General features: G+C 39.2%; 22 protein-coding genes. 10 read left to right on the top strand and 12 right to left on the bottom strand.

What is annotated here, in order from left to right; translation table 11 throughout:
* Nucleotides 1–17: 17 nt before the first annotated feature.
* Nucleotides 18–1,232 carry a CaiB/BaiF CoA transferase family protein gene (locus tag B5D82_RS16465; RefSeq protein ID WP_081153061.1) on the bottom strand — a complete coding sequence of 405 codons (1,215 nt, stop codon included), beginning with the start codon at nucleotides 1,230–1,232 and terminating at the stop codon, nucleotides 18–20.
* On the bottom strand, nucleotides 1,232–2,413 hold the full coding sequence (locus tag B5D82_RS16470; RefSeq protein WP_081153062.1) for an acyl-CoA dehydrogenase: 1,182 nt from the start codon (nucleotides 2,411–2,413) through the stop codon (nucleotides 1,232–1,234). The genes B5D82_RS16465 and B5D82_RS16470 overlap by 1 nt, the downstream gene beginning before the upstream one ends.
* A gap of 131 nt (nucleotides 2,414–2,544) precedes the next feature.
* Between B5D82_RS16470 and B5D82_RS16475 the strand changes: the two genes are divergently transcribed.
* Nucleotides 2,545–3,426, top strand: coding sequence for a LysR family transcriptional regulator (locus B5D82_RS16475; RefSeq protein ID WP_081153064.1), 882 nt, complete (start codon nucleotides 2,545–2,547; stop codon nucleotides 3,424–3,426).
* Between the two features lie 173 nt (nucleotides 3,427–3,599).
* On the opposite strand, the gene B5D82_RS16480 is transcribed toward B5D82_RS16475, so the two are convergent.
* Nucleotides 3,600–4,019: a VOC family protein gene (locus B5D82_RS16480; protein ID WP_081153065.1), complete on the bottom strand. Its 420-nt coding sequence runs from the start codon at nucleotides 4,017–4,019 to the stop codon at nucleotides 3,600–3,602.
* A gap of 286 nt (nucleotides 4,020–4,305) precedes the next feature.
* On the opposite strand from B5D82_RS16480, the gene B5D82_RS20265 reads away from it, so the two are divergent.
* Nucleotides 4,306–4,437 carry a hypothetical protein gene (locus B5D82_RS20265; protein ID WP_281255932.1) on the top strand — a complete coding sequence of 44 codons (132 nt, stop codon included), beginning with the start codon at nucleotides 4,306–4,308 and terminating at the stop codon, nucleotides 4,435–4,437.
* Nucleotides 4,438–4,638: 201 nt separating this feature from the next.
* Here B5D82_RS20265 and nth read toward each other — a convergent pair whose 3' ends face one another.
* The 8 genes from nth to B5D82_RS16520 all read right to left on the bottom strand — a co-directional run bounded on the left by nth (nucleotide 4,639) and on the right by B5D82_RS16520 (nucleotide 13,479).
* Complete coding sequence (gene nth, locus B5D82_RS16485) at nucleotides 4,639–5,301, bottom strand: endonuclease III (RefSeq protein WP_081153067.1); 663 nt, start codon at nucleotides 5,299–5,301, stop codon at nucleotides 4,639–4,641.
* Between the two features lie 38 nt (nucleotides 5,302–5,339).
* Nucleotides 5,340–6,044, bottom strand: a complete 705-nt coding sequence (locus B5D82_RS16490) for an electron transport complex subunit E (RefSeq protein WP_081153069.1) — start codon at nucleotides 6,042–6,044, stop codon at nucleotides 5,340–5,342.
* A complete protein-coding gene (gene rsxG, locus B5D82_RS16495; RefSeq protein WP_094122822.1) occupies nucleotides 6,041–6,682 on the bottom strand; it encodes an electron transport complex subunit RsxG in 642 nt (213 codons plus the stop codon). Before rsxG ends, B5D82_RS16490 begins: the two co-directional genes overlap by 4 nt.
* The gene (gene rsxD / locus B5D82_RS16500) at nucleotides 6,682–7,746 is read right to left on the bottom strand and encodes an electron transport complex subunit RsxD (RefSeq protein ID WP_081153070.1); all 1,065 of its coding nucleotides are present in this window, start codon (nucleotides 7,744–7,746) and stop codon (nucleotides 6,682–6,684) included. The genes rsxG and rsxD overlap by 1 nt, the downstream gene beginning before the upstream one ends.
* Before the next feature lie 9 nt (nucleotides 7,747–7,755).
* The gene (gene rsxC, locus B5D82_RS16505) at nucleotides 7,756–10,218 is read right to left on the bottom strand and encodes an electron transport complex subunit RsxC (protein WP_081153072.1); all 2,463 of its coding nucleotides are present in this window, start codon (nucleotides 10,216–10,218) and stop codon (nucleotides 7,756–7,758) included.
* 12 nt (nucleotides 10,219–10,230) lie between these two features.
* Nucleotides 10,231–10,785, bottom strand: a complete 555-nt coding sequence (rsxB, locus tag B5D82_RS16510; RefSeq protein ID WP_081153073.1) for an electron transport complex subunit RsxB — start codon at nucleotides 10,783–10,785, stop codon at nucleotides 10,231–10,233.
* Nucleotides 10,785–11,366, bottom strand: a complete 582-nt coding sequence (gene rsxA / locus B5D82_RS16515; RefSeq protein WP_081153075.1) for an electron transport complex subunit RsxA — start codon at nucleotides 11,364–11,366, stop codon at nucleotides 10,785–10,787. The genes rsxB and rsxA overlap by 1 nt, the downstream gene beginning before the upstream one ends.
* Nucleotides 11,367–11,592: 226 nt before the next feature.
* Entirely contained in the window at nucleotides 11,593–13,479 is a 1,887-nt protein-coding gene (locus B5D82_RS16520) for an EAL domain-containing protein (protein ID WP_081153076.1), read from the bottom strand.
* A gap of 484 nt (nucleotides 13,480–13,963) precedes the next feature.
* On the opposite strand from B5D82_RS16520, the gene rimP reads away from it, so the two are divergent.
* The 7 genes from rimP to B5D82_RS16555 all read left to right on the top strand — a co-directional run bounded on the left by rimP (nucleotide 13,964) and on the right by B5D82_RS16555 (nucleotide 21,733).
* Nucleotides 13,964–14,425, top strand: coding sequence for a ribosome maturation factor RimP (gene rimP / locus B5D82_RS16525; RefSeq protein ID WP_081153077.1), 462 nt, complete (start codon nucleotides 13,964–13,966; stop codon nucleotides 14,423–14,425).
* Nucleotides 14,426–14,454: 29 nt separating this feature from the next.
* A complete protein-coding gene (nusA, locus tag B5D82_RS16530; RefSeq protein ID WP_081153079.1) occupies nucleotides 14,455–15,951 on the top strand; it encodes a transcription termination factor NusA in 1,497 nt (498 codons plus the stop codon).
* A 21-nt stretch (nucleotides 15,952–15,972) separates the two neighbouring features.
* A complete protein-coding gene (gene infB / locus B5D82_RS16535; RefSeq protein ID WP_081153080.1) occupies nucleotides 15,973–18,660 on the top strand; it encodes a translation initiation factor IF-2 in 2,688 nt (895 codons plus the stop codon).
* A gap of 136 nt (nucleotides 18,661–18,796) precedes the next feature.
* Nucleotides 18,797–19,204: a 30S ribosome-binding factor RbfA gene (rbfA, locus tag B5D82_RS16540; protein WP_081153081.1), complete on the top strand. Its 408-nt coding sequence runs from the start codon at nucleotides 18,797–18,799 to the stop codon at nucleotides 19,202–19,204.
* Nucleotides 19,205–19,206: 2 nt separating this feature from the next.
* On the top strand, nucleotides 19,207–20,151 hold the full coding sequence (gene truB / locus B5D82_RS16545) for a tRNA pseudouridine(55) synthase TruB (protein ID WP_081153082.1): 945 nt from the start codon (nucleotides 19,207–19,209) through the stop codon (nucleotides 20,149–20,151).
* A gap of 139 nt (nucleotides 20,152–20,290) precedes the next feature.
* Complete coding sequence (gene rpsO / locus B5D82_RS16550) at nucleotides 20,291–20,560, top strand: 30S ribosomal protein S15 (RefSeq protein WP_081153084.1); 270 nt, start codon at nucleotides 20,291–20,293, stop codon at nucleotides 20,558–20,560.
* A gap of 237 nt (nucleotides 20,561–20,797) precedes the next feature.
* The gene (locus B5D82_RS16555) at nucleotides 20,798–21,733 is read left to right on the top strand and encodes an alpha/beta fold hydrolase (protein WP_081153085.1); all 936 of its coding nucleotides are present in this window, start codon (nucleotides 20,798–20,800) and stop codon (nucleotides 21,731–21,733) included.
* 551 nt (nucleotides 21,734–22,284) lie between these two features.
* Here B5D82_RS16555 and B5D82_RS16560 read toward each other — a convergent pair.
* The gene (locus B5D82_RS16560) at nucleotides 22,285–23,118 is read right to left on the bottom strand and encodes a mechanosensitive ion channel family protein (protein WP_081153087.1); all 834 of its coding nucleotides are present in this window, start codon (nucleotides 23,116–23,118) and stop codon (nucleotides 22,285–22,287) included.
* Between the two features lie 798 nt (nucleotides 23,119–23,916).
* On the opposite strand from B5D82_RS16560, the gene pnp reads away from it, so the two are divergent.
* Complete coding sequence (gene pnp, locus B5D82_RS16565; RefSeq protein WP_081153088.1) at nucleotides 23,917–26,040, top strand: polyribonucleotide nucleotidyltransferase; 2,124 nt, start codon at nucleotides 23,917–23,919, stop codon at nucleotides 26,038–26,040.
* The last annotated feature ends 105 nt before the right edge of the window (nucleotides 26,041–26,145 follow it).

Raw genomic sequence — 26,145 nt, forward strand, 5'->3', positions numbered from 1 at the left:
AACTTAAAGGTATTTAGTTAGCTAACAGTCCCGTTAGAAAAAAGTTTTTTAATGTTATCTTCACTGTATTTAAGCAGCGATGATAAAACCTGATGACTATGTTGGCCTAAGTCAGGTGAAGCACTGTTATATTGTAATGGTGTCGCTGAAAGGTTTATGGGTGATGCTATGGTGTTAATAAGCTCACCTTGTTGATTGCTCACTTGCCTAACCATTTCGCGGTGCTTAATTTGCGGGTGGTCAAAAACCTGTTCTAAGGTATTAACTGGGCCACAAGGTACTGCAACAGACTCAAGTTGTTCAATCCACCAAAGCGTTGAATATGAAGCAAGTTTGTTCGCAATAATTGGAATGAGCTTATCTCGGTTAATAACGCGTTGAGCATTGGTGGCAAATAACGCGTTTTGCGCAAGTTCCCCACAATGAGCAACCTGACAAAATTTAACAAATTGACTGTCATTGCCAATGGCTAAAATGATGCTACCATCTTGCGTCGCAAAAGTTTGATAAGGCACAATATTCGGGTGTCCGTTACCTAGTCTTTGTGGATTTTTACCTGTTGCCAAATAGTTCATACCTTGGTTGGCTAATGTCGCTACTTGCACATCTAGCAGGGCAATATCGATATGTTGACCTGCATTTGTTTGATGACGAGCCATGAGTGCAGCCAAAATTGCATTGCAACTGTACAAACCTGTCATAACATCAACCAAGGCAACGCCGACTTTCATTGGCATGCCATCAGGCTCACCCGTTAAGCTCATCAAGCCACCTTCACCTTGGATCATGGCATCGTAACCGGCTTTATGTGCGCTGGGTCCACTTTGTCCAAAGCCAGTAATAGAGCAATATACTAAGCGGGGATTAATCGCTTTTACGCTTTCATAATCTAGCCCGTACTTAGTCAGTCCACCGACTTTATAATTTTCAATGAGCACATCTGCCTGAGCAATTAAATCTTTAATCACTTGTTGACCTTGCTGCTGAGTAATATCAATCGCGATAGATTGTTTATTACGATTTACACAGTGAAAATATGCGGCCTGTGGCGGCTGTTCTTCATTCGCTTCTTTGATAAAAGGAGGGCCCCAAAAGCGAGTATCATCACCTTTTTTAGGACGCTCCACTTTTATCACTTCTGCGCCCATGTCAGCTAACATTTGCGAAGCCCAAGGCCCCGCTAAAATGCGGCTTAAATCGACAACTTTTATGTTCCCCAATGCGCTAGTCATTAGCAGAAAGCCTGATAACCTGTGATAGCACGACCCAATATTAGCGCGTGCACATCGTGTGTACCTTCATAGGTATTAACCGCTTCAAGATTCATCATATGGCGAATTACACCAAATTCATCACTAATACCATTGCCACCATGCATATCACGCGCAACGCGAGCAATATCAAGAGACTTGCCACAATTATTACGTTTTAATAAGGAGATTAATTCAACCGGACATTGATCTGCATCCATTAAGCGACCCATTTGCAAGCACCCCTGTAAACCAAGGGATATCTCAGTTTGCATATCAGCCAGTTTCTTTTGAATAAGCTGATTTGAAGCCAAAGGACGACCAAATTGCTGACGGTCTAAGGTATAGTTTCTTGCTGAGTTAAAGCAAAATTCTGCCGCGCCTAATGAGCCCCAAGCAATACCGTAACGTGCTTTATTTAAACAACCAAAAGGTCCTGCTAAGCCGGTAATTTCTGGGAACATATTTTCAGCCGGTACAAAAACGTTATCCATCACAATTTCGCCTGTTATTGAAGCACGTAATGAAAATTTACCTTCAATTTTGGGGGCAGACAAACCTTCCATACCTTTTTCCAACACGAAGCCACGAATTTTACGATCGAGCTTTGCCCACACGACAAAAACATCGGCAATAGGAGAATTTGTGATCCACATTTTATTACCGGTTAAACGATAACCACCGTCAACTTTCTTGGCATGTGTGGTCATTGAGGCAGGATCACTACCCGAGTTAGGCTCAGTCAAACCAAAACAACCCACCCATTCACCCGAAGCAAGTTTAGGTAAATACTTCATGCGTTGTTCTTCCGTGCCGTAAGCATATATTGGATGCATTACGAGTGAAGATTGCACACTCATTGCGCTGCGATAACCACTGTCAACACGCTCTACTTCACGCGCAATTAAACCATAACTGACATAATTGACTTCACTGCCGCCATATTTAGCCGGCAAAGTAGCACCCAACAAACCTAATTGACCTAATTCACGCATGATTTCACGATCAAAATGTTCATGTCTATTGGCTTCAAGCACACGTGGCAGTAACTTTTCTTGGCAATAATCATGAGCAGAGTCACGGATCATTCGTTCTTCTTCGGTCAGTTGACTATCAAGAAACATCGGGTCTTGCCAATTAAAAGGGGTCAATTTTGTGTTCATAGAGTTACTCTTTTTTATATAGTTTTGCAGTAAGCATTTATTTTATGACTGTACTCTATCGCTAATGACAAAATAAATATAATATATAGTTATTATATTTTTCATAACTTTTATTTATAGCTTGAAATAACATGAATTTAAAACGTCTAGAATATTTCTGTCAATTGGCCGCAATAGGCAACTTTACAAGAGCAGCACTTAAAATTGGTATTGCTCAGCCAGCCTTGACTATTTCGATTCAAAAGCTCGAACAAGAAGTTGGCTTAAAACTGATCAACCGCGCAGAAAAAAATGCGTTATTAACTGCCGAAGGCGAAGTATTGAATAAACGGGCAATTCAACTATTAAGCCAAGTAAAACAAGTGGAATTAGAGCTAGAAGATCTAAAAAATCTCGGGCAAGGCACCATTCGTTTTGGTGTTTCCGCTATGATGGGCTCTTATTATTTTCCAAAAGTATTGACCGAGTTTAAGCAAAAGCACCCAAAAATAAAAATACAATTAGTCGACCAAGGTACTGCAGCGCTTGAAAAGATGTTGCTCAATGGTGAGCTGGATTTAGCCTTAATACGCGGTGACTTAGAGAATCAACAGCTGCGATATACTGAACTTATTAATGAAGAAGTCGTGGCCGGTATGGCAAGTACGCACGAGCTTGCTACAGAGCGAACCATCTCACTTGCACAATTTTGTCAGCAGCCACTCGTACTATTCCATGAAGGGTATTTTTTACGTGAAGTGGTTAGTCAATATTCAAAAAAACATCATGTAGACTTAGACATACGTATGGAAACGAACCTTATTGAGCTGCAAAAGTCATTGGTGCGCAATGAAGTAGGTATAACCACTTGTTTATCGCGTATTTTACAAAATGATCAGAAGATGACATCGATAGCTTTTGAGCCAAAAATAGAATTTAAATTGAGTTTAGCATGGAAAAAAAGTCACTCGCTTTCTAACGCCAGTAAAGCCTTCATGACTTATTTAAGCTCAACACCTGAACCGTTAACCTAAATGATCGATATAATGTTTTGAACAAGGTTAGTTTATGGGAGTTAAGGTTTAGCTGGAAAATTAGCCTAATCTCGACGATAGCTGATGATTAGGCTAAACAGGATTAAATATGCTTAAGTAAAATCTAGTCAAACTTAATGAAGCCAAACTAAACATGGTTAAACTTTGGCTATTTACCAGCTACCTGAATTTTCCATACTTAACCAAGGTTCTTGTGGTGCTAAACGTTCACCTTTTTGCAGTAACTCAATAGAAACATTATCTGGTGATTTTACAAATGCCATATGACCACAACGTGGAGGTCTATTAATGGTAATACCTGCAGCCATTAACTTTTCACACAAAGCATAAATATCGTCAACTTCAAAAGCTAAGTGGCCAAAATTTCTGCCGACGGTGTACTCTTCTTCTGAACCCCAATTGTGGGTAAGTTCTATTTCAGGAGCGCCAGGCTCAGTCGCTAAGAAAATTAAGCTAAATTTACCTTCCGGCACATCTACTCGCTTAGTTTCTATTAAGCCTAAATGGGTTATATAGAAATCTAATGATTTATCTAGGTCTTTAATACGAACCATTGTGTGTAAAAATTTCATAGTTTACTTATCCAATCTATCTTAAAATTCACAAAGACTTTCTATTAAAAAGGTGTCACATCAATGTTGTTAACACTTTTGATAGTATATCTTCAACTTGAAAAAATATTGACCTCCACCGCAAGCTCAGTGCGATTGAGGACTAGGTAAATATGGGGAAAACCGCAATGGTAAGCCAGCATATAGAAGTGTTTTATTATTTCACAGATTTAATAAAGGAGGAATACTTCAAAGTGTTGTTTTGTAATCGAAGTAGTCTAAAAAGCAAATTAGGACCGTTCAGACTTTGTGTTTAACACTACTTTATGCCGCGCATATACCGCCTTCTCGTATGGAATCACTGGCCTCGTTGCTAAATATTCCAGAAAAAGTATCTGCTCATGGACAAAAGATGGTGTTATTGCGTAACGCTAAATAAGTACGACTTACCCCCCCAATTCGTTTTTATTGGAAAGTTACATTACACATTAGAAAAAAGTTATAATTGGGGGCTGAAATTTGTAGCCCAAAAATTAATATTCGTTGAAGCTTATACTTGGTTTAGCAGTATTAACACCATCCTATGTTATGTAAATCCAGCGTAGATGACTCTTAAATTAAAAGCCCTTGAGTTAATTACTTAGTCTTCAGTTTTATCTTTAAAGTCGCATAAATCTTCGATAATACATGATCCGCAGCGGGGCTTTCTAGCAATACAGGTGTATCGGCCATGTAGAATTAACCAATGATGTAAATTAAAAAAGAACTCTGTTTTTCTTGGTGTGTGTTTGACAATATTCTGTTCAGTTTCTTCTACTGTTTTACCTTTAGCGTAACCTGTGCGGTTAGCGACTCGCTGGATATGTGTATCCACGGCTATAAAGTATTTACCTTCATTATCTTTTAGCCAGCCAAACGCGGTATTTAATACTACATTAGCGGTTTTTCTGCCCACACCGGGTAGGGCTTCAAGTGCCGCTCGGTTTTGTGGTACTTCACCGCCATGTAAATCAATTAACATTTGGCAGGTTTTAAGCGTATTTACCGCCTTGGTATTAAATAAACCAATGGTTTTAATATACGATTTTAAGCCATCTAGACCAAGGTCAAGTAGTGCTTGTGGTGTATTGGCTATCGGGTATAGTTTATCCGTGGCTTTATTAACGCTTACATCAGTCGCTTGAGCCGATAATAAAACAGCGATTAATAACTCAAATGGACTTGAAAAATTAAGCTCGGTAGTCGGATTTGGATCGTTGTCCCTTAATCGAGATAGCATCTCTATTCGTTTTTCTTTATTCATCAGACTTATATTCTTTATTTTGACTTAAGTATTCAGAGTTAACTTTCAAAGTTTACCCGTACACGTTCAATGGCTTTTTCTAGTTTTTTCGGTTTAGCTAGGGCTATTTTATTGTCGATCAGGTTTTTTCCTGCGATTAAAAACCCCATGGCAATAAAAGCACCTGGCGGCAATATTGCTAATAAAAACTGACTATCAAGTTGGTATATTTCCAACCTTAGACCTGTTGCCCATGGCCCTAGGAGTAAGTTTGCGCCATCGAATAACGTGCCTTGCCCTAAGACCTCACGTATTGCACCTAGTACCATTAAAACAGCTAAAAAACCAAGTCCCATCATCAAACCATCAAAGCTAGCTAGCTTAATAGGATTTTTAGACGCATAAGCTTCTGCACGACCAATAATGGCACAGTTAGTGACAATAAGTGGCAGAAAAATACCTAGCGACTGATATAAATCATAAGTGAATGCATTCATTAGCAGTTGCACACAGGTAACAAAAGTAGCGATGATAAGAACAAAAATTGGAATACGAATTTCTTTTGGAACCCATTGTCTGATCGCTGACACCGTTGCGTTTGAGCAAATAAGCACAAACAGTGTGGCAATGCCTAAGCCTAATGCGTTAACAACAGTCGAGGTTACGGCCAGTAATGGACAAAGACCAAGCAATTGTACTAAGCCAGGATTATTTTTCCATAAGCCTTGCCAAGCCAGCTCTTTATATTCGGGATTTAATTTCATAGTTCAGCTCCACAATTGCTAGCGGCATTAAAAATAACTGCTTGATTAGCTTGAAAGTAATCGATTGTTTTTCTAACCGTATTTACGACAGCTCTAGGGGTGATGGTGGCTCCCGTAAACTGATCGAACATACCTCCGTCTTTAATAACCGCCCAGCGATTGTCATTATTTCCTAGCAGTTTTTTACCCGCGAATGTGTCGATCCAATCACTTTTTCTTAACTCGATTTTATCACCTAAACCTGGCGTTTCCTTATGTAGCAATGTTCTTACGCCACTAACACTGCCATCAGTATTTAAGGCGATTAATAACTCGATGTTGCCATTATAACCGTCTGGAGCAACTGTTTTAATTGCTGCTGCGGTCGGCACATTATTGAGGCGAGCGCGATAAATAACATCGATTAGTAAGTCAGAATTATTGTCAATTGGCGCTAAAATACAGTCAAGAAACATTTTATTATCATGGCTGCTGGGTTGAATAACTTCATTTAACTGTTGAATTAATTGTTGTTGAGCTTGAAATTCAATACGATCTTCTGTGAGCAGTTGTACTAAAGCAACCGCCGCAGTACAAACAATAGCAAATATACCTAATATTATTGAGTTTTTACTAATGGCAGGCATTAACTCAGACATTATTTCTTCACTCCTAAATTATGTCCGTAAGTGCGTGGGCGAGTATATTGGTCAATTAATGGTGCAGCCATATTACAAAGTAAAACGGCAAAAGCGATGGCATCAGGATAACCGCCAAACTTTCTGATCAAATAAACCAATAAGCCAGCAAGTGCACCAAAGACTAATCGACCTTTAACACTTGTTGCTCCAGAAACTGGGTCAGTTAGGATGAAAAAAGCGCCTAACATAGTTGCACCAGTAAACCAGTGAAACATGGTTGAAGCACTACTGTCAGGACTAATAATGAAGCCAATAAAGCTACAAACAAACAAGCTTGCTAAAAAGCTTACAGGAGTTGTCCAGTGAATCGCTTTTTTACTCAGTAAAAATAGTCCACCAAGTAAAAAACCCGCATTTATCCATTCCCAGCCGATACCAAAGTGCTTTCCTATAACGGGGTCGTTCATACTTTCAACTACTGTTAGGCCAAGCGTAATGTTAGTTTTTACGGTATCGAGCGGGGTTGCCATGGTAAAGCCATCAATGTGCGTGCGAATTTGTTCAACAGAATAGCCTTGAGGCGTATAACCGGAGAAAATAACCGCGAGTGTGTCATTAAATTGTATATCCATCGCCAGTAATGATAATGGTGGTTGCCACTGCGTCATTTGGACAGGAAATGATATCAACAACATGACATAAGCTGCCATAGCAGGGTTAAACGGGTTGTGGCCTAAACCACCATAAAGCTGTTTAACCACTACAATAGCAAATAAACTCCCGATAATAGTAATCCACCAAGGCGCTAAAGCAGGTAAACTTATACCTAATAAAACAGCGGTTAATATGGCACTTCCGTCAAATAACTGAGTTGTTATTTTTTTATCTCGTAGTGATAACACCGTAAATTCAGCAACAATGGCGGTAATTACGGCTAATAAAATATGAATTAAGTTACCCCAACCAAAGAAATACCATTGAGCAAATATGCCTGGAATTGCGGCATAAATTACCAGCCTCATCAGGGCCGATGTTTCACTTTGTTGATGATTATGCGGAGAACTTGCTATCCAAAATGCCATGGTACTTATTTACTCTGAAGTTGATGATTTATCGGATGAAGCAGCCAGTTTTTTGGCTTTCGCTTTAGCGACTGCGGCTGCAATTCGCGCTTTTTTATTTGCAGCACTTGCAGCTTGTGTTGCTAGTACACGTTTATCTTCACTTTCTTTCGATTCTGATATCGTGCTTAATGGTATATCAGATGTCTGCTGAGACTTTACAGCCAATTTCTTTGCTTTCGCTTTAGCTACTGCAGCAGCTATCTTAGCTTTTCTATCTACGTTTGAACTGTCAATGGCATTAACCGTCAGGGGTTCACCGTTGTCTTCATTTTCGCTCAAATGGTCGATATTTATAATTTCTGTTGCTGTTATTTCTGTTTTATTTGGCGTTTTTTCTGCATTTTCAAGCACTGGTTCAGTGTTTAAAATTGCGTCTGCGTCTGCTTTTGCTTTTACCTTTAACTTAGCTTTGGCAATAGCGGCGGCAACTTTAGCTTTTTTATTTCCTGCTTCGTTGTCATTTTCCTCGGTAGTCGACTCATTGGCAATTACATCAGGTTTTAATATCTGACTTGCTTCCACGGTAGGTTCAGCTGGAATATTTTCATTGCTTGATGCTGCTTCAGCTTTGCGTTTTTTTGCCTTAGCTTTAGCAATAGCGGCAGCAACTTTAGCTTTTTTATCTATAACAACGGGCGCAGCTTGCGCTAATGACGTTGAGCTAGGCGACTCATTGTCTTGTAGAGTATCTAACGAATCTATTTTTGCTTGGTTTTTCTGTACTAATTTTTTCGCTTTTGCTCTTGCTATAGCATTAGCGACCTGGCTTTTACTGTTATCATTTTGTGCTGCGGTCACTGTCGATGCGGCGCTTGTATCCATAGGATTATCTGCAGTATTGGCAGCAGTATTGGTTGATAAGCTCGCTTGGGCTTTTTTGGCTTTTACGCGAGCTAATGCGTCAGCCACTGCAGACTTTTCTGATTTTGCTGCTGTGGTGCCTGAATTCATTCTGGCTTTGCGAGCTTCAGCGGCAATTTTATGTTTCTCTGCACGGGCAATTTTTTCTCGCTCAAGCCTTAGTTTACGTGCTTCAAATCTTACTTTGGCTTTTTCGGCTTTAATGTCGAGTAACTTTTGTTGACGAATTTCAGCTTTCGCAACTCGATAATAATGCACTAACGGAATTTGACTTGGACATACATAAGCACACGCGCCACATTCAATACAATCAAATAAGTTCAGTTTCGTTAGCTGTGGCTGATCTTTTGCTTTCGCACTCCATTGCAATTCTTGTGGTAATAACTGTGCAGGGCATACATCGGCACATTGGCCACAACGAATACATTCTACCTCTTTACTGCTGGTAGAGGAAAAAGGTGAAGCTATTTCAATTTCACTGGGTGCTAAGATACAGTTAGTGCTTTTTATCACTGGCACTTGATCATGCGGTAAACTAAAGCCCATCATAGGGCCACCCATAATTAAGTGTCGTTTTTCGCTGTTTTGATAGCCACATTGGTTGGTTAGAAATCCAACGGGTGTGCCAATAAGTGCCCATATATTTTGTGGTTTTTCGAGCGCTTGCCCGCTAACAGTAACAACACGTTTTATTAATGGTGTATCGTTAATAACAGCGTCAGCAATAGCAAAGCAAGTAGCAACGTTTTGCATTACTATCCCTAAAGAACTTGGTAATACGCCCGACGGTACTTCTTGACCTGTTAATATTTGAATAAGTTGCTTTTCGCCACCACTCGGGTATTTTGTCGGTATAACACAAACTTTTATATTCTCGATATCTGCTGTGGCTTTTTGTAAGGCCTCAATGGCTTTGGGTTTGTTATCTTCAATACCAATAAGAATATGTTTCGGCGTTAATAAATGGTCGACAATTTTAATACCATCTAAAATAGTTGGGCTATGCTCTTGGATCAATAAGTCATCAGCGGTGATATAGGGTTCGCACTCAGCAGCATTAATGATGAGATAGTCAATTTTAGCTAAAGTGCTGACTTTTACTTGCGTAGGAAAGCCTGCGCCGCCCATACCTGAAATACCTGCATTCGCTATTTTTTCTAAGATTTGTGCTTTGCTTAATAACTGAAAGTCAGGACAAATATGTCGTTGTTTCCAAGTGTCCTGGCCGTCAGGAGTGAGTATTATACAAGTTTCGCTTAAGCCTGAAGGATGGGGGATTGCCATCGACTTAATTGCCGTAATGGTGCCACTAGTCGGTGCATGTACCGGCAAAGACATTGGAGTGTCACTGGCACTTAATGCTTGCCCTTTAAGCACTTTGTCGCCAACCTTGATAATTAAATCACCGGCTTGACCAATATGTTGGCGAATAGGGATGATTAATTGTTCTGGTATCTGCGCACTTGCAATAGGTTTGTTACAGGTGAGAAACTTTTGCTCAGGCGGATGTATGCCGCCATGAAACTGCCAGAAATTTCCTCGTTGTATACGTTCAATTACCGATTCCACCCAAACCTCTTCTTAATCTATCTGTACTACAGGAATACTATTTAGATCCCATTGCCAGTTTTGTGTTGTTGTGGCAACTGGGATCATTTCTATACAATCTACTGGGCATGGGGCAACACATAGGTCGCAACCAGTACATTCGTCCGCAATTATTGTATGCATTTGTTTGGTTGTGCCGATGATGGCGTCAACAGGACAAGCCTGAATACACTTGGTACAACCAATGCAATCTTCTTCAATAATAAAAGCTACTTTAGGTGAATTATCTGTTTCGTGATTCTCATCTAAAGGCTGAACTTCAACTCCCATTAAATCTGCTATTTTTTTTATGGTATCTTCACCGCCAGGGGCGCACTTATTTATAGCTTCCCCATTAGCGACTGCTTCTGCATAAGGTTTACATCCAGGGTAACCACATTGACCACATTGTGTTTGTGGGAGAAGCGCGTCTAATTGCTCAGCAAGAGGATCACCAATAACTTTAAACTGTACAGAGGCGAAACCTAATAAGGCGCCAAACAATGCGGCAATAACACCGACGACTAATATTGCGATGAGTGTGCTCATTAAAACTTAACCAATCCTGTAAAGCCCATGAATGCTAGTGACATTAAACCCGCGGTGATCATGGCAATAGCCGAACCTTTGAAGGGGGCAGGGACATCGGCATTGGCTAATTTTTCACGCATGGCTGAAAACATAATCAATACCAAAGAAAAACCAACAGCAGCACCGAAACCATAAATAATTGATTCAAAGAAATTATGTTGTTCATAAAGATTCAACAATGCAACACCAAGCACGGCACAATTAGTGGTGATCAGTGGAAGAAAAATACCTAATAAGCGGTATAAATTAGCACTAGTTTTATGAACAACCATTTCAGTAAATTGTACGACAACGGCAATGACTAAAATAAAGGTCATTGTCGTTAAATATTCCAAACCTAACGGTGCAAGAATATAACTATTTACGATATAGCTGAGTAATGACGCTAGTGTCATGACAAAGGTTGTCGCAAAAGACATACCTATGGCGGTTTCAGTTCTAGACGACACGCCCATAAATGGACATAAGCCAAGAAACTTAACCAAGACAAAGTTATTTACTAATACTGTGCCAACAAGTAGCAAGAGATAATCAGTCATTCGATCAATATTTTACCGTGAAAATTCGCACTATTATCCGTGTTTATCTAGCAATAAACAACATACGAACAGTAGGGATATTCATTTTAATGTTGAGTTATTTAAATGTGCGAGTGAAACTGTATTAAAGTTAACCAAGGAAGCGGTAGAAAATGTTTTCTAAACACCTTTAAAAAAACTAAAGCCACTAGAATATAGTGGCTTTAGTTGAAGGTATATAAACTAACTATACTGAAGATATAGTTCTGGGCTTACCAATATAGAAACCCTGGCAGCCATCAACAAATAGTTTTTCAAGCATAAATTTCTCTTCTTGGCTTTCAACACTTTCTGCCAACACGCTAATACTTAGTCTGTGTGCTAAGTCGACCATCAAACGCATAAAATATTGATTGTTTTTGTCTTCGTCAATATCACGAGTATAGGTGCTATCCATTTTTATAAAATCAGGTTTTAAATCTCTGAAAAATTTAAAAGAGGTTAATCCTATACCAAAGCGTTCAACGGTAATTCGGGCACCAACTCTATGGACCATATCAATAAAGTTTTTACTGGTTTTTATATTTTGCTGTAAACCACTCTCGGTGATTTCAAAAACAAGTTTTGAAGCAATTATGTTATCTCGCAATAAACGTCTTTCTAACCAAATCAGGAAGTGACCGTCGTTAATAGAGCGTGCGCTAACGTTAATACCAAAGAAGTTATCGTGCATGTTTCTGTTGGCAATTTCTTTAATTGCAGCTTCTATAATCATTTGGTCGACAGCCACGATTTTGTCGAGTTTTTCTGCCATCGCAAAGAAAGAAGCGGTAGGTAAAATATCATCATTACTATTTAAAAAGCGTGTCAGGATTTCTCCATAGACTCGATTGTTAGGGCTACTTGGCTTGATCGGTTGAACAAGTAAATTAACTCTTTGGTTTGCAATGACACTATCAATTTCTTGGCGCCAATTTTGATTGCCGTAACTTGCGCTACTGTTATCTAAAATACTGGTATCAGTTTGAGCGTACCATGCGTTAACGCTTTGCGTTTGCGCTACGCTAATACCGGTATCAGCTAATGCTAAAAGTTCACCCAGTGGTTTGTCATTATCAAAGTAAACTAATCCGGTATAGCCAACTGAATCTAGATCTGAGGCTTGCTGATATCGGTTAAAGCTTGCGGTTAATTCTGTCGCAAATGTTTCAGCACTTTTTAAGCTAATATTGGGGATTAATGTCGCAAAGTCAGAACTATTTAATCTAAAGACCTGTGCACCTTTATAGCGACTGATAGCATTTTTCATTATATCGGCAACTTTGCGGATATAAGTATCACCTTCGTGGTAACCGTGAATTTGGTTAATAGTTTGTAATTCAGAACAACGAGTAATAGATAAAACACCGAAATCTGAACGGTTATCAGCATTTTCAAAAAATTGAACAAAGCGGTTACGGTTTTCTAATTTAGTGACCGGTTCAATATAGGCGTCTTTCTCTAATAAGGCTGTTGCGGTAATTTTACTCGCAATAAGTGCTCTAAGTGCTATTAAACTTTGCTCAATATTAGGTAAAGTAACTTCATGCTTATTAACTTCATCAGTGCCTTCTTTGCCTTCAATAATCAGCGTAAGATCTTGCTTAACTTGCTTATCAATTCTATCTGCAAATCGACGCGATCTTGCAATACTCAATGGTGCTGAAAAAATAGTAAATAATAGCGTAATAATAAACACAGCTAAAACGGTCGTGCGCAAAAAGATTAAATTAGCGCTTACATCTAATTGAAATTGTATAATTAAGCTTGAATTAGGTAATGTAACTTGGCTAACTGGTGACAAAATAAACTCGTCGATAAACGTAGGTTTCTTTTGCTCGTTGACAATGACTTCACCTTCTATATTGATAATATTTATAAAGTGATAAGCGTTAAATATAGGAAGTTGCTTAGCAAGTGACTCACTTTTTCCAAAATCTATTTGTTTGTCTAAAGTGAGTAAAATCTGTTGATGTTGGCTTTGCTGCGTTGATATTTGTGTTGCCAATAACACAGCGCCAGCTAACGCTACGCAGGCACTAAAGCCGATAGCAAAAAGAAAGTTTCTTAAAAGTAATTGAGAATATGTATACATATAATTCCAAAGTGCCTGTGTACTGTTATTAAGGTAGCAAATGAATAGCCGTTAATGTTTTTTAACATAAACTGGACTAATTTACTAACTATCTGATAATGCCGCAATAATTATTATGCTTATGTTATCTAAAATTTTTGATATTTCTACCTAATGATCTCGGTGAGTTAACAATAATAAGCTACACTGGCTTCGAAAATTAACTTGCTATGGAAAGAGCAACTCTATATAATTTGCGCAGCTTTAATATAGCAATATCTCACTGAAAAGATTTTTATCGAAGTTTGATAACAGTCTAAGATATTGTTGTACAGAACCAAGAGAGTTATTGCTTGGTTTACATCGTGGGTTCAGTGAATAAGCCCCGCGTATTGGGGCTTTTTTGTATCTTAACTTTGTGAAAAGGTGCAATAGCAGCAAGGTATATCGCTGGGCTTTAAGCCCTTTTTTTGTTTCTGGACTCTTCCAAATTGGAGAAAAGTGATTGGCTAAATTTGAACACAAATTAACCGCAATGTTACGTCCTGCCGTTGAAGAAACGGGTAAGGAATTATTAGGCGTTGAATTTATCAGTGCCGGCAACCATTCGGTTTTACGATTATTTATCGACCATGAAAATGGTATCGATGTTGATGACTGCGCAGAAGTTAGTCGTCAAGTAGGGGCTATTCTAGATGTAGAAGACCCGATCAGTAGTGAATATAGCTTAGAAGTTTCATCACCTGGGCTTGATCGCCCACTTTTTGACAAAGCGCACTTTGAGGCGGTTGTTGATGAAACAGTAGAAGTGAAAATTTCTATGCCATTGAATGGCCGTCGTAAATTCAAAGGCAAATTAGTTGCCGTTGATAACGATAGTTTAATTGTAATGGTGGATAACGAGGAGTATGTACTTGTTATTAGTAACATTGACAAGGCACACCTTGTTTTTAACCATCGTAAATAAATTTAAAATACTGAGAAAGGCTAACTAGCATGAGTAAGGAAATATTACTGGTCGTAGATGCTGTTTCTAATGAAAAGGCATTACCACGAGAAAGCATTTTTGAAGCGATGGAAACAGCTTTAGAAACAGCGACAAAAAAGAAATATGAAGGTGACATTTTAGTTCGTGTAAGTATTGACCGTGCAACAGGTGAATTTGACACTTTCCGTCGTTGGTTAATCGTTGATGAAAGCGACACTCCGATGGAAAACCCATATTCTGAGATTAGTTTAGCGGCTGCGCAATATGATGATCCAGAATTAAACGTTGGTGACTTTGTCGAAGATCAAATTGAATCTGTTAAGTTTGACCGTGTAACAACGCAAACAGCTAAACAGGTTATTGTACAAAAAATTCGTGAAGCAGAACGCGGACTTATTGTTGATGCTTATCAAGAGCAAATTGGTGAAATCATTACAGGTGTAGTGAAAAAAGCCAGTCGTGATAGCGTAATTTTAGATCTTGGTAATAATGCTGAAGCGATTATTTATCGTGACGACATGTTACCACGCGAAAGTTTTCGTCCAGGCGATCGTATTCGTGGTTTACTTTATGAAATTAAACCAGAAGCACGTGGTGCACAATTATTTGTAAGCCGTACAAAACCTGAGATGTTAATTGAACTTTTCCGTGTTGAAGTACCAGAAATTGGTGAAGAAATGCTTGAGATCAAAGGCGCAGCACGCGACCCTGGTTCTCGCGCTAAAATTTCAGTAAAAAGTAACGACAAGCGTATCGACCCTGTTGGCGCGTGTGTTGGTATGCGTGGTTCGCGTGTACAAGCCGTTTCAAGTGAGTTAGGCGGCGAACGTGTTGATATCGTTTTATATGATGACAACCCAGCACAATACGTGATCAATGCAATGGCACCAGCTGAAGTGGCTTCTATCATTGTTGATGAAGACAAAAACACCATGGATATTGCCGTTGAAGAAGGCAACTTAGCCATGGCGATTGGTCGTAGTGGTCAAAATATACGTTTAGCTAGCCAGTTAACAGGCTGGGAACTTAACGTAATGACTGTTGCTGACATGAACGAGAAACACCAAGCTGAAAACGATAAAGTATTAACGCTATTTATTGACAAGCTAGATCTTGATGAAGATTTTGCTTTGATGTTAGTAGAAGAAGGCTTTACCTCGTTAGAAGAAATTGCCTACGTACCTGTTGCCGAAATGCTAGATATTGATGGCATGGACGAAGACACTGTTGAAGAATTGCGCGAACGTGCAAAAGCGGCAATTACGACTCAAGCACTTGCAAGTGAAGAAACACTTGAAGGTGCAGAACCTGCAGAAGATTTATTAAATCTTGCCGGTTTAGAACGCCATTTAGCGTTTGTATTAGCAAGTCGTGGTATTACAACTTTAGAACATCTTGCTGAGCAAGGTGTTGATGAAATATCCGACATTGAAGAATTAGATGAAACCAAAGCGGGCGAGCTAATTATGGCTGCACGTAATATTTGTTGGTTTAACGAAGAATAACTCACCGGGAGAATTATATAGATGGCAAACGTAACAGTAGAACAACTTGCCAAAGAAATCGGTACACCGGTGGATCGCTTAGTTAGCCAATTGGCTGACTCAGGCGTGAAAAAATCGGCAACTGATTCTGTTTCGCAAGAAGAAAAAGAAAACCTGCTTGATCATTTGAAAAAGCAACACGGTGATGACTCAACTGCTAACCCAAGCAAAATGACATTAAGCCGTAAGAAAAAGTCTACTTTGGTTTTAGGTCATGGTAGTAAAGCTAAATCAGTGCAAGTAGAAGTACGTAAAAAACGTACTTATGTTAAACGTAGCGATTTAGAAGAGCAGCAACAAGCAGAAGTTGAAGCGAAAGCTGCAGAAGAAGCGCGTATTCAAGCTGAAATCGACGCTAAAGCTAAAGCAGAAGCTGATGCTAAAGAGGCAGTAAATGCTCGTGCAGCAGCAGCAGCAAAAGCAGAAGTGCAAGCCGAAGCTAAAGCAGAAGCAAAACTTGAAGCTGAAGCTAAAGCTAAGCAAGCCGCAATCGCTAAAGCAAAATCTATTGAAGAAGCGCCTAAGCCTGCGCCAGTAGTTGCTGAAACTGAAGAAGCGAAAAAATTACGTTTACAACAAGAAGCAGAATTAACAGCAAAAGCTGAAGAAGAAGCTAAGTTGTCTGCAGAAGTAGCACGTAAACTTGCTGAAGAAAACGAATCTCGTTGGAAAGAGCAAGAAGCTGAGCGTAAAGCGAAAGAAAAAGAAGTGGTACATTTAACCTCTTCTAAATACGCGCAAGAAGCTGAAGATAAAAGTGACTCTGCCGATGAAAGTGGTCGTCGACGTAAGAAGAAAAAACCAGCGGGTCAAGATAGAAATAACCGTGGCGGTCGTAATGCAAGAGGCAAAGGCAAGTTAAGCTTATCTTCTCCTCAAAGCTTAAAGCATGGGTTCACTAAACCCGTTGAAATTAAGCTTAACGAAGTACGTATCGGCGAAACAATTTCGGTTGCTGAACTAGCAAACAAAATGTCTGTTAAAGGCGCTGAAGTTGTTAAAGCAATGTTTAAAATGGGTGCTATGGCAACCATTAACCAAGTGATTGACCAAGAAACAGCGGCATTAGTTGCTGAAGAAATGGGTCGTGAAGTGGTACTAGTGAAAGAAAATGCCCTTGAAGAAGCGGTACTTTCAGATCGAGGCCATACAGGTGAAGCGATTACACGTGCTCCTGTTGTAACTATCATGGGTCATGTTGACCATGGTAAAACATCATTACTTGATCACATTCGTGAAGCAAAAGTAGCTGACGGTGAAGCCGGTGGTATTACTCAGCATATTGGTGCATACCATGTAGAAACAGGACACGGAATGATTACATTCCTTGATACTCCTGGTCATGCGGCGTTTACGTCTATGCGTTCACGTGGTGCTAAAGCAACCGATATCGTTATTATTGTTGTTGCCGCAGATGATGGTGTAATGCCACAAACAGTTGAAGCGATTCAGCATGCTAAAGCATCTGACGCACCAATTATTATCGCTGTTAACAAAATGGATAAAGAAGGTGCTGATCCAGATCGTGTTAAGAGTGAGTTATCACAACACGACGTACTTTCTGAAGAGTGGGGCGGAGACGTTCAATTCTGTCACGTATCAGCTAAAACTGGTTTAGGTATTGACGAATTACTTGACGCTATATTACTTCAATCTGAAGTATTAGAGCTAACCGCTGTTGTTGATAAAATGGCTAACGGTGTTGTTGTTGAATCTAAACTTGATAAAGGCCGTGGCCCAGTGGCTACTGTACTTGTTCAAGAAGGTACATTGAACCAAGGTGATATCGTACTTTGTGGTTTAGAATACGGTCGTGTTCGTGCCATGCGTGATGAGAACGGTAAGACTATTCAATCTGCAGGCCCATCTATTCCAGTAGAAATTATTGGCTTAAGTGGTGTACCAATTGCGGGTGATGAAGCTACAGTTGTTAAAGATGAGAAGAAAGCGCGTGAAGTTGCTTTATTCCGTCAAGGTAAATTCCGTGATGTGAAACTTGCACGTCAACAGAAAGCTAAGCTTGAAAATATGTTTGCGAACATGGCTTCAGGTGAAATTTCTGAAGTGAATGTAGTCCTTAAATCTGATGTTCAAGGTTCACTTGAAGCGATTTCAGATTCATTGACTAAGCTTTCAACTGACGAAGTTAAAGTTCGCATTATTGGTAGTGGCGTTGGTGCAATTACTGAAACCGATGCAACGTTAGCTGCTGCCTCTAACGCTATCATGGTTGGTTTTAACGTTCGTGCCGATGCAACAGCACGTAAAGTGATTGAAGCTGAGAAAATCGACTTACGTTACTACAGTGTTATTTACTCTTTGATTGACGAAGTTAAATCAGCAATGAGCGGTATGCTTGCTCCTGAGTTTAAACAAGAAATCATTGGTTTAGCACAAGTTCGTGATGTATTTAAGTCACCTAAGATTGGCGCAATTGCTGGTTGTATGGTTACTGAAGGTATAATCAAGCGTTCAGCACCAATTCGTGTACTACGTGATAACGTAGTTATTTACGAAGGTGAGTTGGAATCTTTACGTCGCTTTAAAGATGACGTACAAGAAGTTCGTAACGCTACTGAATGTGGTATCGGTGTTAAGAACTACAACGATGTTCGTGTTGGTGACCAAATAGAAGTATTTGAAACGGTTGAGATTAAACGCACACTATAATCGCGTTTAGTTTTCATAGTTTAGTTAAAATGGGGGCTTAGCCTCCATTTTTATTTACAAAATATACCTAATATTTAAAGCTGATGATGGTTATACTTGTATCAATTTTAATATCATTAGGTTGTAGGAATTATTTATGGCCAGAGAATTTGCTCGTACTGATCGAGTTGCACAAGAAATTCAAAAAGAAATCGCGATGATTATTCAACGCGAAGTAAAAGATCCACGTTTAGGTATGGTGACGGTTAATGCGGTAGAAATTACGCGTGATTTAGCTTATGCAAAAATATTTGTTACTTTCTTCACTTTAGAAGGTCAAAATGTTGATGTTTCAATCGATGTTTTAAACGAAGCTTCAAGCTATATTCGTACTTTGTTAGCCAAGCGTATTAATGCTCGTATTATGCCAGAGCTTAGATTTATTTATGATAGCTCTATGGTTGAAGGTGTTCGCATGGGCAATTTAGTTGATAAAGCTGTAGCTGAAGATGTAAAAAATCATGAAGGTGAAATAGACGAAGCCCCAGCACCAGAGAGTGAATAACGATGGCGAAGAAAAGAAAAGGCCGTGCGATTAACGGCGTTTTATTATTGGATAAACCCTATGATATGTCGTCTAACAATGCCCTACAGCGAGTTAAGCACATATATTTTGCACAAAAAGCAGGGCATACCGGTGCTTTAGATCCATTAGCGACCGGCATGTTACCGATATGTTTAGGTGAAGGTACTAAGTTTTCTCAGTTTTTACTTGATACCGATAAAACTTACCAAGTTACCGCAAAATTAGGTGTTCGTACCACAACAAGTGATGCTGACGGTGAGGTGGTTAGTGAAAAGCCTGTCGATGTTAGTGCTGAGCAATTAGCAGCCGCATTAGACTCGTTTCGCGGTACAACTCAACAAATACCGTCAATGTACTCAGCATTAAAGTATCAGGGGCAACCTTTATATAAATATGCTCGTGAAGGTATTGAAGTACCGAGAGAATCACGTGACATTACGGTATTTCGGTTAGATCTATTACGTTTTGAAGGTGATGAAGTTGACCTAGATATTCATGTTTCTAAAGGTACCTATATTCGTACCATTATTGATGATTTAGGTGAACTTTTAGGCTGTGGAGCACATGTTGCTGATTTACGCCGAAGTGCGGTTGGTAATTATCCTCCAGAAAGAATGGTAACAATGGCAACGTTAGAAGCATTGTTAGAACAAGCCCAAGCGGAAGATGTTCCACCGTCAGTTTATTTAGATCCTTTGCTATTACCTATGACTACAGCTTGTGACGGTATACCTGCGGTTTTTGTTGATGATATGTCGGCGAACTTTTTGCGCCACGGTAACCCTGTGCAATGCTCGAATGGGCCAAGCGAGGGGTTAGTGCAAGTGTTCATTGGCGATGATGTCGATACTGGTGAATTTATTGGTGTTGGTGAAATTGATGACGATGGTTTAGTTGCCCCGAAGCGTATTACAGTCGTTGGGTAATTGTCACTATAATTAATAGGCTATCTGTTTAAGTTGCAATTGTAGCTATTATTGATAGAATACGCGCTCTTAGAACGTCTTGCTGATTTAGTGTTCGGCTTGACGCGATTTTTAAAACACTAAAATTAAGGTAAATATTATGTCTTTAAACGCTACTGAAAAAGCGGCTATCGTTGCAGAATACGCACAAGCTGAAGGTGATACTGGTTCTCCAGAAGTACAAGTTGCTTTGTTAACTGTACAAATCAACCACTTACAAGGTCACTTCAAAGAGCACATCCATGATCACCACTCACGTCGTGGTTTATTACGCATGGTAAGCCAACGTCGTAAATTACTTGATTACTTAAAAGGCAAAAACGTTGAACGTTACACTGCTTTAATTGGTAAATTAGGTCTACGTCGTTAAGATACAGTTTATTTAATAAAATAAGCAAAGAATATCAAAAGGAGCCGAATGGCTCCTTTTTTCATTTTTGGTTCTTAATACAATTTTTATTTTTGTACCATAATACTAAGTTAACAAATCAACTTGGTTTAAGATCAGAAAGCTTAATAGTACGACTATCAGTTGCTAGGTTAGCGCACTTTAGTTAGTTTATTTGTTTCTGATAAAGTCGTAATAAATAAGGCGCGCAGAAAGTTGATGATTTTAAAATATAGCTTATATCTACTGCTTATCTTGGCCGTTTTCCTCGGCATTTATCTGTATTCAAATTTAGCGTACGACAAATCTGTTGCAGAACTGAGTAAACGCTGGGCGCCTGAACCATCACAATTTTTAAATGTAGCTGGGATGAATGTTCACTACAGAGACGAAGGCCCTAAATCGGATAAAGCACCTATTGTTTTGATACACGGTACCAGTGCGTCATTACATACTTGGGATGGGTGGGTAGAGGTATTAAAAGAGCAGCGAAGAGTAATTCGATTTGATTTACCCGCTTTTGGCTTAACAGGACCTGACCCGAAAAATAATTATACCATTGAACATTACGCTAAAGTCGTTATTGCGGTGTTAGATAAATTAAAAGTCGACAAAAGTGTATTAGCAGGTAACTCGTTAGGCGGTTATATTGCTTGGGCGACAGCGGTATTTCACCCAGATAGAGTATCTAAATTGATTTTAGTCGATGCAAGTGGCTACCCCTATGATCCTGAATCTGTGCCACTTGCTTTTAAATTGTCACAAAACCCGATAGCAAGTCGGCTATTAAAAAATATTTTACCTAAATCACTAGTAGAAAAAAGTATTAAAAATGTTTATGGAAATCCGGATTTAGTGACCGAAGAATTAGTTAACCGATACTATGAACTTTCATTGCGTGAAGGCAACCGCAGTGCTTTAAAGGCACGTTTTGAACAGACATTACCTGGAGCCTTGATAGAAAAACTTCATACTGTTAGTGTGCCAACACTTTTAATTTGGGGGAGAAAAGACCGACTAATTCCGCTTAAGTTTGGTAAACAATTTGAACAAGAAATTGTTAATAGTGAATTAATTGTCTTTGATGACTTGGGTCACGTGCCTCATGAAGAAAACCCTCAGGCAACCGTTTCGGCGGTGCTAAAATTTTTATAGCTTACTCTTTGTAGCGCTCTAAAGATAAATCATATTCACTCAAGGAGATTGGTGTAATACCCTAAAGCTTTTGTACCATTAATATCATTAGCTTTGTCTAAGTTAATTGAGGTTATAGCGTAAGTTAACGTTAATTAATATTGATCTGATAGCTTAATTTATTACCGCTATTATAAACGGGGATTTATGAACGAAAATTGTTTCTGGGCAAAACTTCATTGGTATTTTAGCTATAGGTATTACAGATATATAGTCTGAGTACTATGAGTATTATTTCAATTGGTATTGTCATATTTCTAAAAGGATCACAAAGCTCATAATCGTATTGATATTAAGCGTTTTGGTGAATCAAAGAATATTGTTGTGCTACACTTTTCACAATTGATAAGGCAGTGATTGATAGAAAGTATTTGATATCAGTAGCAGACGGCTTCTTTCATCGCTTTAATCGTTTGCGGTAAAGTAGCTTTTGCTACCTTACCGCCATAAAGTATCAGCCCAGTTGATGCTGGACAGAATGTGAAAAGCTCAATGTTTTCATTGGATACATATCACTCGGATTTATAAACATGAACGTCACGTTGAGGGTAGGGAATAGTAATGCCTTCTTTATCATAGGCCTTTTTGACCTTTTCTTGCATGTCCCAGTAGTAAGGCCACAGGTCATCAGTCGAAACCCAGGGGCGAAACATCAGGTTAACTGAATTATCGCCGAGACTGCCAACACAGATTCTTGGTGCAGGTTCTTTAAGAGAGCGTTCGTCTTCATCAAACAAGCGTTGAAGAATAGCCTTCGCCTTATCGATGTCGTCGTCATAGTGTATGCCAAAGGTCATGTCGCATCGGCGCTTATCGTAAATACTGACGTTAACCAAAGTGGCGTTAGATAGGCTACCATTTGGAATAACAATACGGCGGTTGTCGAAGGTATTTACCACGGTGTAGAGAATTTGGATTTCAGCGACAGCGCCCAAAAAACCCTGAGCTTCAATGGTATCACCGACCTTGAAAGGTTTGAAGATTAAGATAAGTACACCGCCAGCAAAATTGGCCAGACTTCCCTGCAATGCGAGCCCTATAGCGAGGCCAGCAGCACCGATGACCGCAATAAATGAGGTCGTTGCAATACCGATCATCGAGGCGACTGAAATTAGTAGCATGACTTTCATCACGGCGCTCAGCAATCCACATAGAAATTTGTTAAGTGTTGGATCTTTTTTACCCAATTTTTTGTCTAACACGCCGACAAATCGGTTAATCAACCACAAACCAACGATTAAAGTAATAATGGCGAGCACCAACTTGGGTGCGTATGTCATCACCAGCGATATTGCTTGGTCTGTTAATTCCGAAGCATTTATATTTGTCCCAATAATATCATCCATTCAATGGTTCCTTGTTTATGTGAGTTACTAGTTGAATAGTATAAGGATAAACGCGATATTACCTTGATGCAACTAGGGTATATATTTGGATTTTTTGATATTTGAGGTCATTGTTGTAACTCGTTAAAGTAAAATAAGACCTGACATTAGGTACCCCTGAGTATTGTTAGGTTTAGATGAACAAGTATTTTTTAAAAACCATCTCGACTTTTAATTCGAGCGACAACGATTGAAATATTTTTAACGTTATTTAACGCGATGAATTAAGAGGTAATATTATTATATTGTTTATCACATAGGCGATAGTTACCGAGTATAAAATCAATTCTAAATTACGTAAATATAGACCATTATCTGCTATCAAGAAGCGAAGTGACATTGAAAATTATGGATTTAATACGCTGAAAAAAGTCACTGATAAGTCATTTAAGGTAAAAGCGCCTATGCTGTTGCTTATTTATAAGTAAAACTCGCCTTTATATCAACTGAACCGCCCACACTGATTTAAAATTTGTAATGTATAGTTTCGCTGCAATAAAACTAATATTGACAAAAATTTTCAGGTTTTCTTCTTTTAACGTCAACATTTATGCTTTCAGGCTAGTAAAAACATAACTGTTAAGTATAATGTGCGTGCAAATTTCGTATTTGCAAAAAACTAATCAATCAAACTGTATAATTTTTTGTTCAACTTAGTGCGTAACTTATTGGTAACGCCTTAATACTTAATGATTAACTAAGTGAATAAATAATTGTACAGATTGATTAAAATCAAAAGATATTTAAGGAACTAACTAAATGTTTAATCCAGTTACTAAAACATTTGAGTTCGGTCAACATACCGTAACTCTAGAAACGGGCGTTATTGCTCGTCAAGCCACTTGTGCCGTTATGGCTAGCATGGACGATACATCAGTATTAGTCTCTGTTGTTGGTAAAAAAGAAGCAAAACCAGGTCAAGACTTTTTCCCATTAACGGTTAACTACCAAGAGCGTACCTACGCAGCGGGTAAAATCCCAGGTGGTTTCTTTAAGCGTGAAGGTCGTCCTTCAGAAGAAGAAACACTCATTTGTCGTCTAATTGACCGTCCAATTCGTCCACTATTCCCTGAAGGGTTTACTAACGAAGTTCAAGTCGTTATCACTGTTGTTTCGGCAAACCCAGAAATTTCTCCAGACATTATCGCTTTATTAGGTACGTCTGCAGCATTAGCTATTTCAGGTATGCCTTTTAGTGGTCCAGTTGGTGCAGCGCGTGTTGGCTATACTGACGGAAAATATATTCTTAACCCATTACAATCTGAATTAGAAACTTCTCAGTTGAACTTAGTTGTTTCTGGTACTGATTCTGCTGTATTAATGGTTGAATCTGAAGCTGACGTACTTTCTGAAGAAGTTATGCTTGGCGCTGTTATGTTTGGTCATGAGCAAATGCAAACGGCTATTACAGCAATTAAAGAAATGGCCGCAGAAGTTAACAATCCTAAATGGGATTGGGTTGCACCAGTTAAAAACGCCGATCTTATCGCTAAAATAGCTGAGCTTTCTGAAAGCCAAGTTGACGAAGCTTACCAAATTACTGAAAAAGCTGTTCGTTACGAAAAAATTAAAGAAATTCGCGATGGTGTTGTTGCGGCATTATTGGCAGCTGATGCTGACCTTGATGTTCAAGAAGCAAAAGATTTATTCCATGATTTAGAAAAAACGGTTGTTCGTGGTCGCATTACAAACGGCAAGCCTCGTATTGATGGTCGTGATCCTGAGATGATCCGTGCTTTAGATGTAATGACGGGTGTATTACCGCGTACGCATGGTTCTGCTGTGTTTACTCGTGGTGAAACTCAAGCATTAGTTGTTGCTACATTAGGTACACAACGTGACGCACAACGTTTAGACACCATCATGGGTGAAAAAACTGATAACTTCATGCTTCATTATAACTTCCCTCCATACTGTGTGGGTGAAACAGGTTTTGTTGGTTCTCCTAAACGTCGTGAAATTGGCCATGGTCGTCTTGCGAAACGCGGCATGTTGGCTGTTATGCCTTCAGCTGAAGAATTCCCGTATTCGGTTCGTGTAGTTTCTGAAATTACTGAATCAAATGGTTCATCTTCAATGGCTTCTGTTTGTGGTACTTCTTTAGCACTTATGGATGCTGGTGTACCCATTAAAGCTTCAGTTGCTGGTATTGCTATGGGTCTAGTTAAAGAAGGCGACAACTTTGTTGTTCTTTCAGACATCTTGGGTGATGAAGATCACTTAGGTGATATGGACTTTAAAGTAGCGGGTACTACCGGTGGTATTACTGCACTTCAAATGGACATTAAAATTGAAGGCATCACGCAAGAAATTATGCAACTTGCTTTAAACCAAGCAAAAGCTGCACGTACTCATATCTTAGGTGTTATGGACGAAGCTATTGGTGGACATCGTGATGATATCTCTCAATTCGCTCCACGTATTCATACTATGAAAGTTCCTCAAGATAAAATTCGTGACATTATCGGTAAAGGTGGCGCAACTATTCGTCAATTGACTGAAGAAACTGGTACGACTATTGAAATTGAAGACGATGGTACAGTTAGAATCGCAGCGACTGACGGCGATCAAGCAAAAGACGCGATTGCACGTATTACAGCTCTGACTGCTGAAATTGAAGTTGGAACTGTTTACACAGGTAAAGTTGTACGTATCGTTGACTTTGGTGCGTTTGTTAACGTATTACCAGGTAAAGACGGTTTAGTTCATATTTCTCAAATCTCTGAAGAACGTGTTAACGCTGTTAGCGACGTATTGACAGAAGGCCAAGACGTAACCGTTAAAGTACTTGAAGTTGACCGTCAAGGTCGCGTACGTTTAAGCATGAAAGAAGCGATGGAAAAGCCAGTTGCAGCAGCGCCTGAAACTGACTCAGCAGAGTAATTTACTGCTATAAATCGAGTGCAGGAGATATGTTAGTTAACACTACTTAATACCTGGACACAAAAAGGGAGCTTAATTGCTCCCTTTTTTATATACTCAATAGTC

The organism is Cognaticolwellia beringensis (assembly GCF_002076895.1).
In the GTDB taxonomy this organism is placed as follows: domain Bacteria; phylum Pseudomonadota; class Gammaproteobacteria; order Enterobacterales; family Alteromonadaceae; genus Cognaticolwellia; species Cognaticolwellia beringensis.

Excerpts from the sequence above, each read along its gene's own strand:
- pnp (WP_081153088.1), top strand. The coding sequence starts at position 23,917 with ATGTTTAATCCAGTTACTAAAACATTTGAGTTCGGTCAACATACCGTA.
- B5D82_RS16490 (WP_081153069.1), bottom strand. The coding sequence starts at position 6,044 with ATGAAATTAAATCCCGAATATAAAGAGCTGGCTTGGCAAGGCTTATGG.
- B5D82_RS16475 (WP_081153064.1), top strand. The coding sequence starts at position 2,545 with ATGAATTTAAAACGTCTAGAATATTTCTGTCAATTGGCCGCAATAGGC.
- nusA (WP_081153079.1), top strand. The coding sequence starts at position 14,455 with ATGAGTAAGGAAATATTACTGGTCGTAGATGCTGTTTCTAATGAAAAG.
- B5D82_RS16470 (WP_081153062.1), bottom strand. The coding sequence starts at position 2,413 with ATGAACACAAAATTGACCCCTTTTAATTGGCAAGACCCGATGTTTCTT.
- truB (WP_081153082.1), top strand. The coding sequence starts at position 19,207 with ATGGCGAAGAAAAGAAAAGGCCGTGCGATTAACGGCGTTTTATTATTG.
- B5D82_RS16465 (WP_081153061.1), bottom strand. The coding sequence starts at position 1,232 with ATGACTAGCGCATTGGGGAACATAAAAGTTGTCGATTTAAGCCGCATT.
- rsxG (WP_094122822.1), bottom strand. The coding sequence starts at position 6,682 with ATGTCTGAGTTAATGCCTGCCATTAGTAAAAACTCAATAATATTAGGT.
- infB (WP_081153080.1), top strand. The coding sequence starts at position 15,973 with ATGGCAAACGTAACAGTAGAACAACTTGCCAAAGAAATCGGTACACCG.
- rpsO (WP_081153084.1), top strand. The coding sequence starts at position 20,291 with ATGTCTTTAAACGCTACTGAAAAAGCGGCTATCGTTGCAGAATACGCA.
- rsxA (WP_081153075.1), bottom strand. The coding sequence starts at position 11,366 with ATGACTGATTATCTCTTGCTACTTGTTGGCACAGTATTAGTAAATAAC.
- B5D82_RS16560 (WP_081153087.1), bottom strand. The coding sequence starts at position 23,118 with ATGGATGATATTATTGGGACAAATATAAATGCTTCGGAATTAACAGAC.
- rsxD (WP_081153070.1), bottom strand. The coding sequence starts at position 7,746 with ATGGCATTTTGGATAGCAAGTTCTCCGCATAATCATCAACAAAGTGAA.
- rsxB (WP_081153073.1), bottom strand. The coding sequence starts at position 10,785 with ATGAGCACACTCATCGCAATATTAGTCGTCGGTGTTATTGCCGCATTG.
- rbfA (WP_081153081.1), top strand. The coding sequence starts at position 18,797 with ATGGCCAGAGAATTTGCTCGTACTGATCGAGTTGCACAAGAAATTCAA.
- B5D82_RS16480 (WP_081153065.1), bottom strand. The coding sequence starts at position 4,019 with ATGAAATTTTTACACACAATGGTTCGTATTAAAGACCTAGATAAATCA.
- B5D82_RS16555 (WP_081153085.1), top strand. The coding sequence starts at position 20,798 with ATGATTTTAAAATATAGCTTATATCTACTGCTTATCTTGGCCGTTTTC.
- nth (WP_081153067.1), bottom strand. The coding sequence starts at position 5,301 with ATGAATAAAGAAAAACGAATAGAGATGCTATCTCGATTAAGGGACAAC.
- B5D82_RS16520 (WP_081153076.1), bottom strand. The coding sequence starts at position 13,479 with ATGTATACATATTCTCAATTACTTTTAAGAAACTTTCTTTTTGCTATC.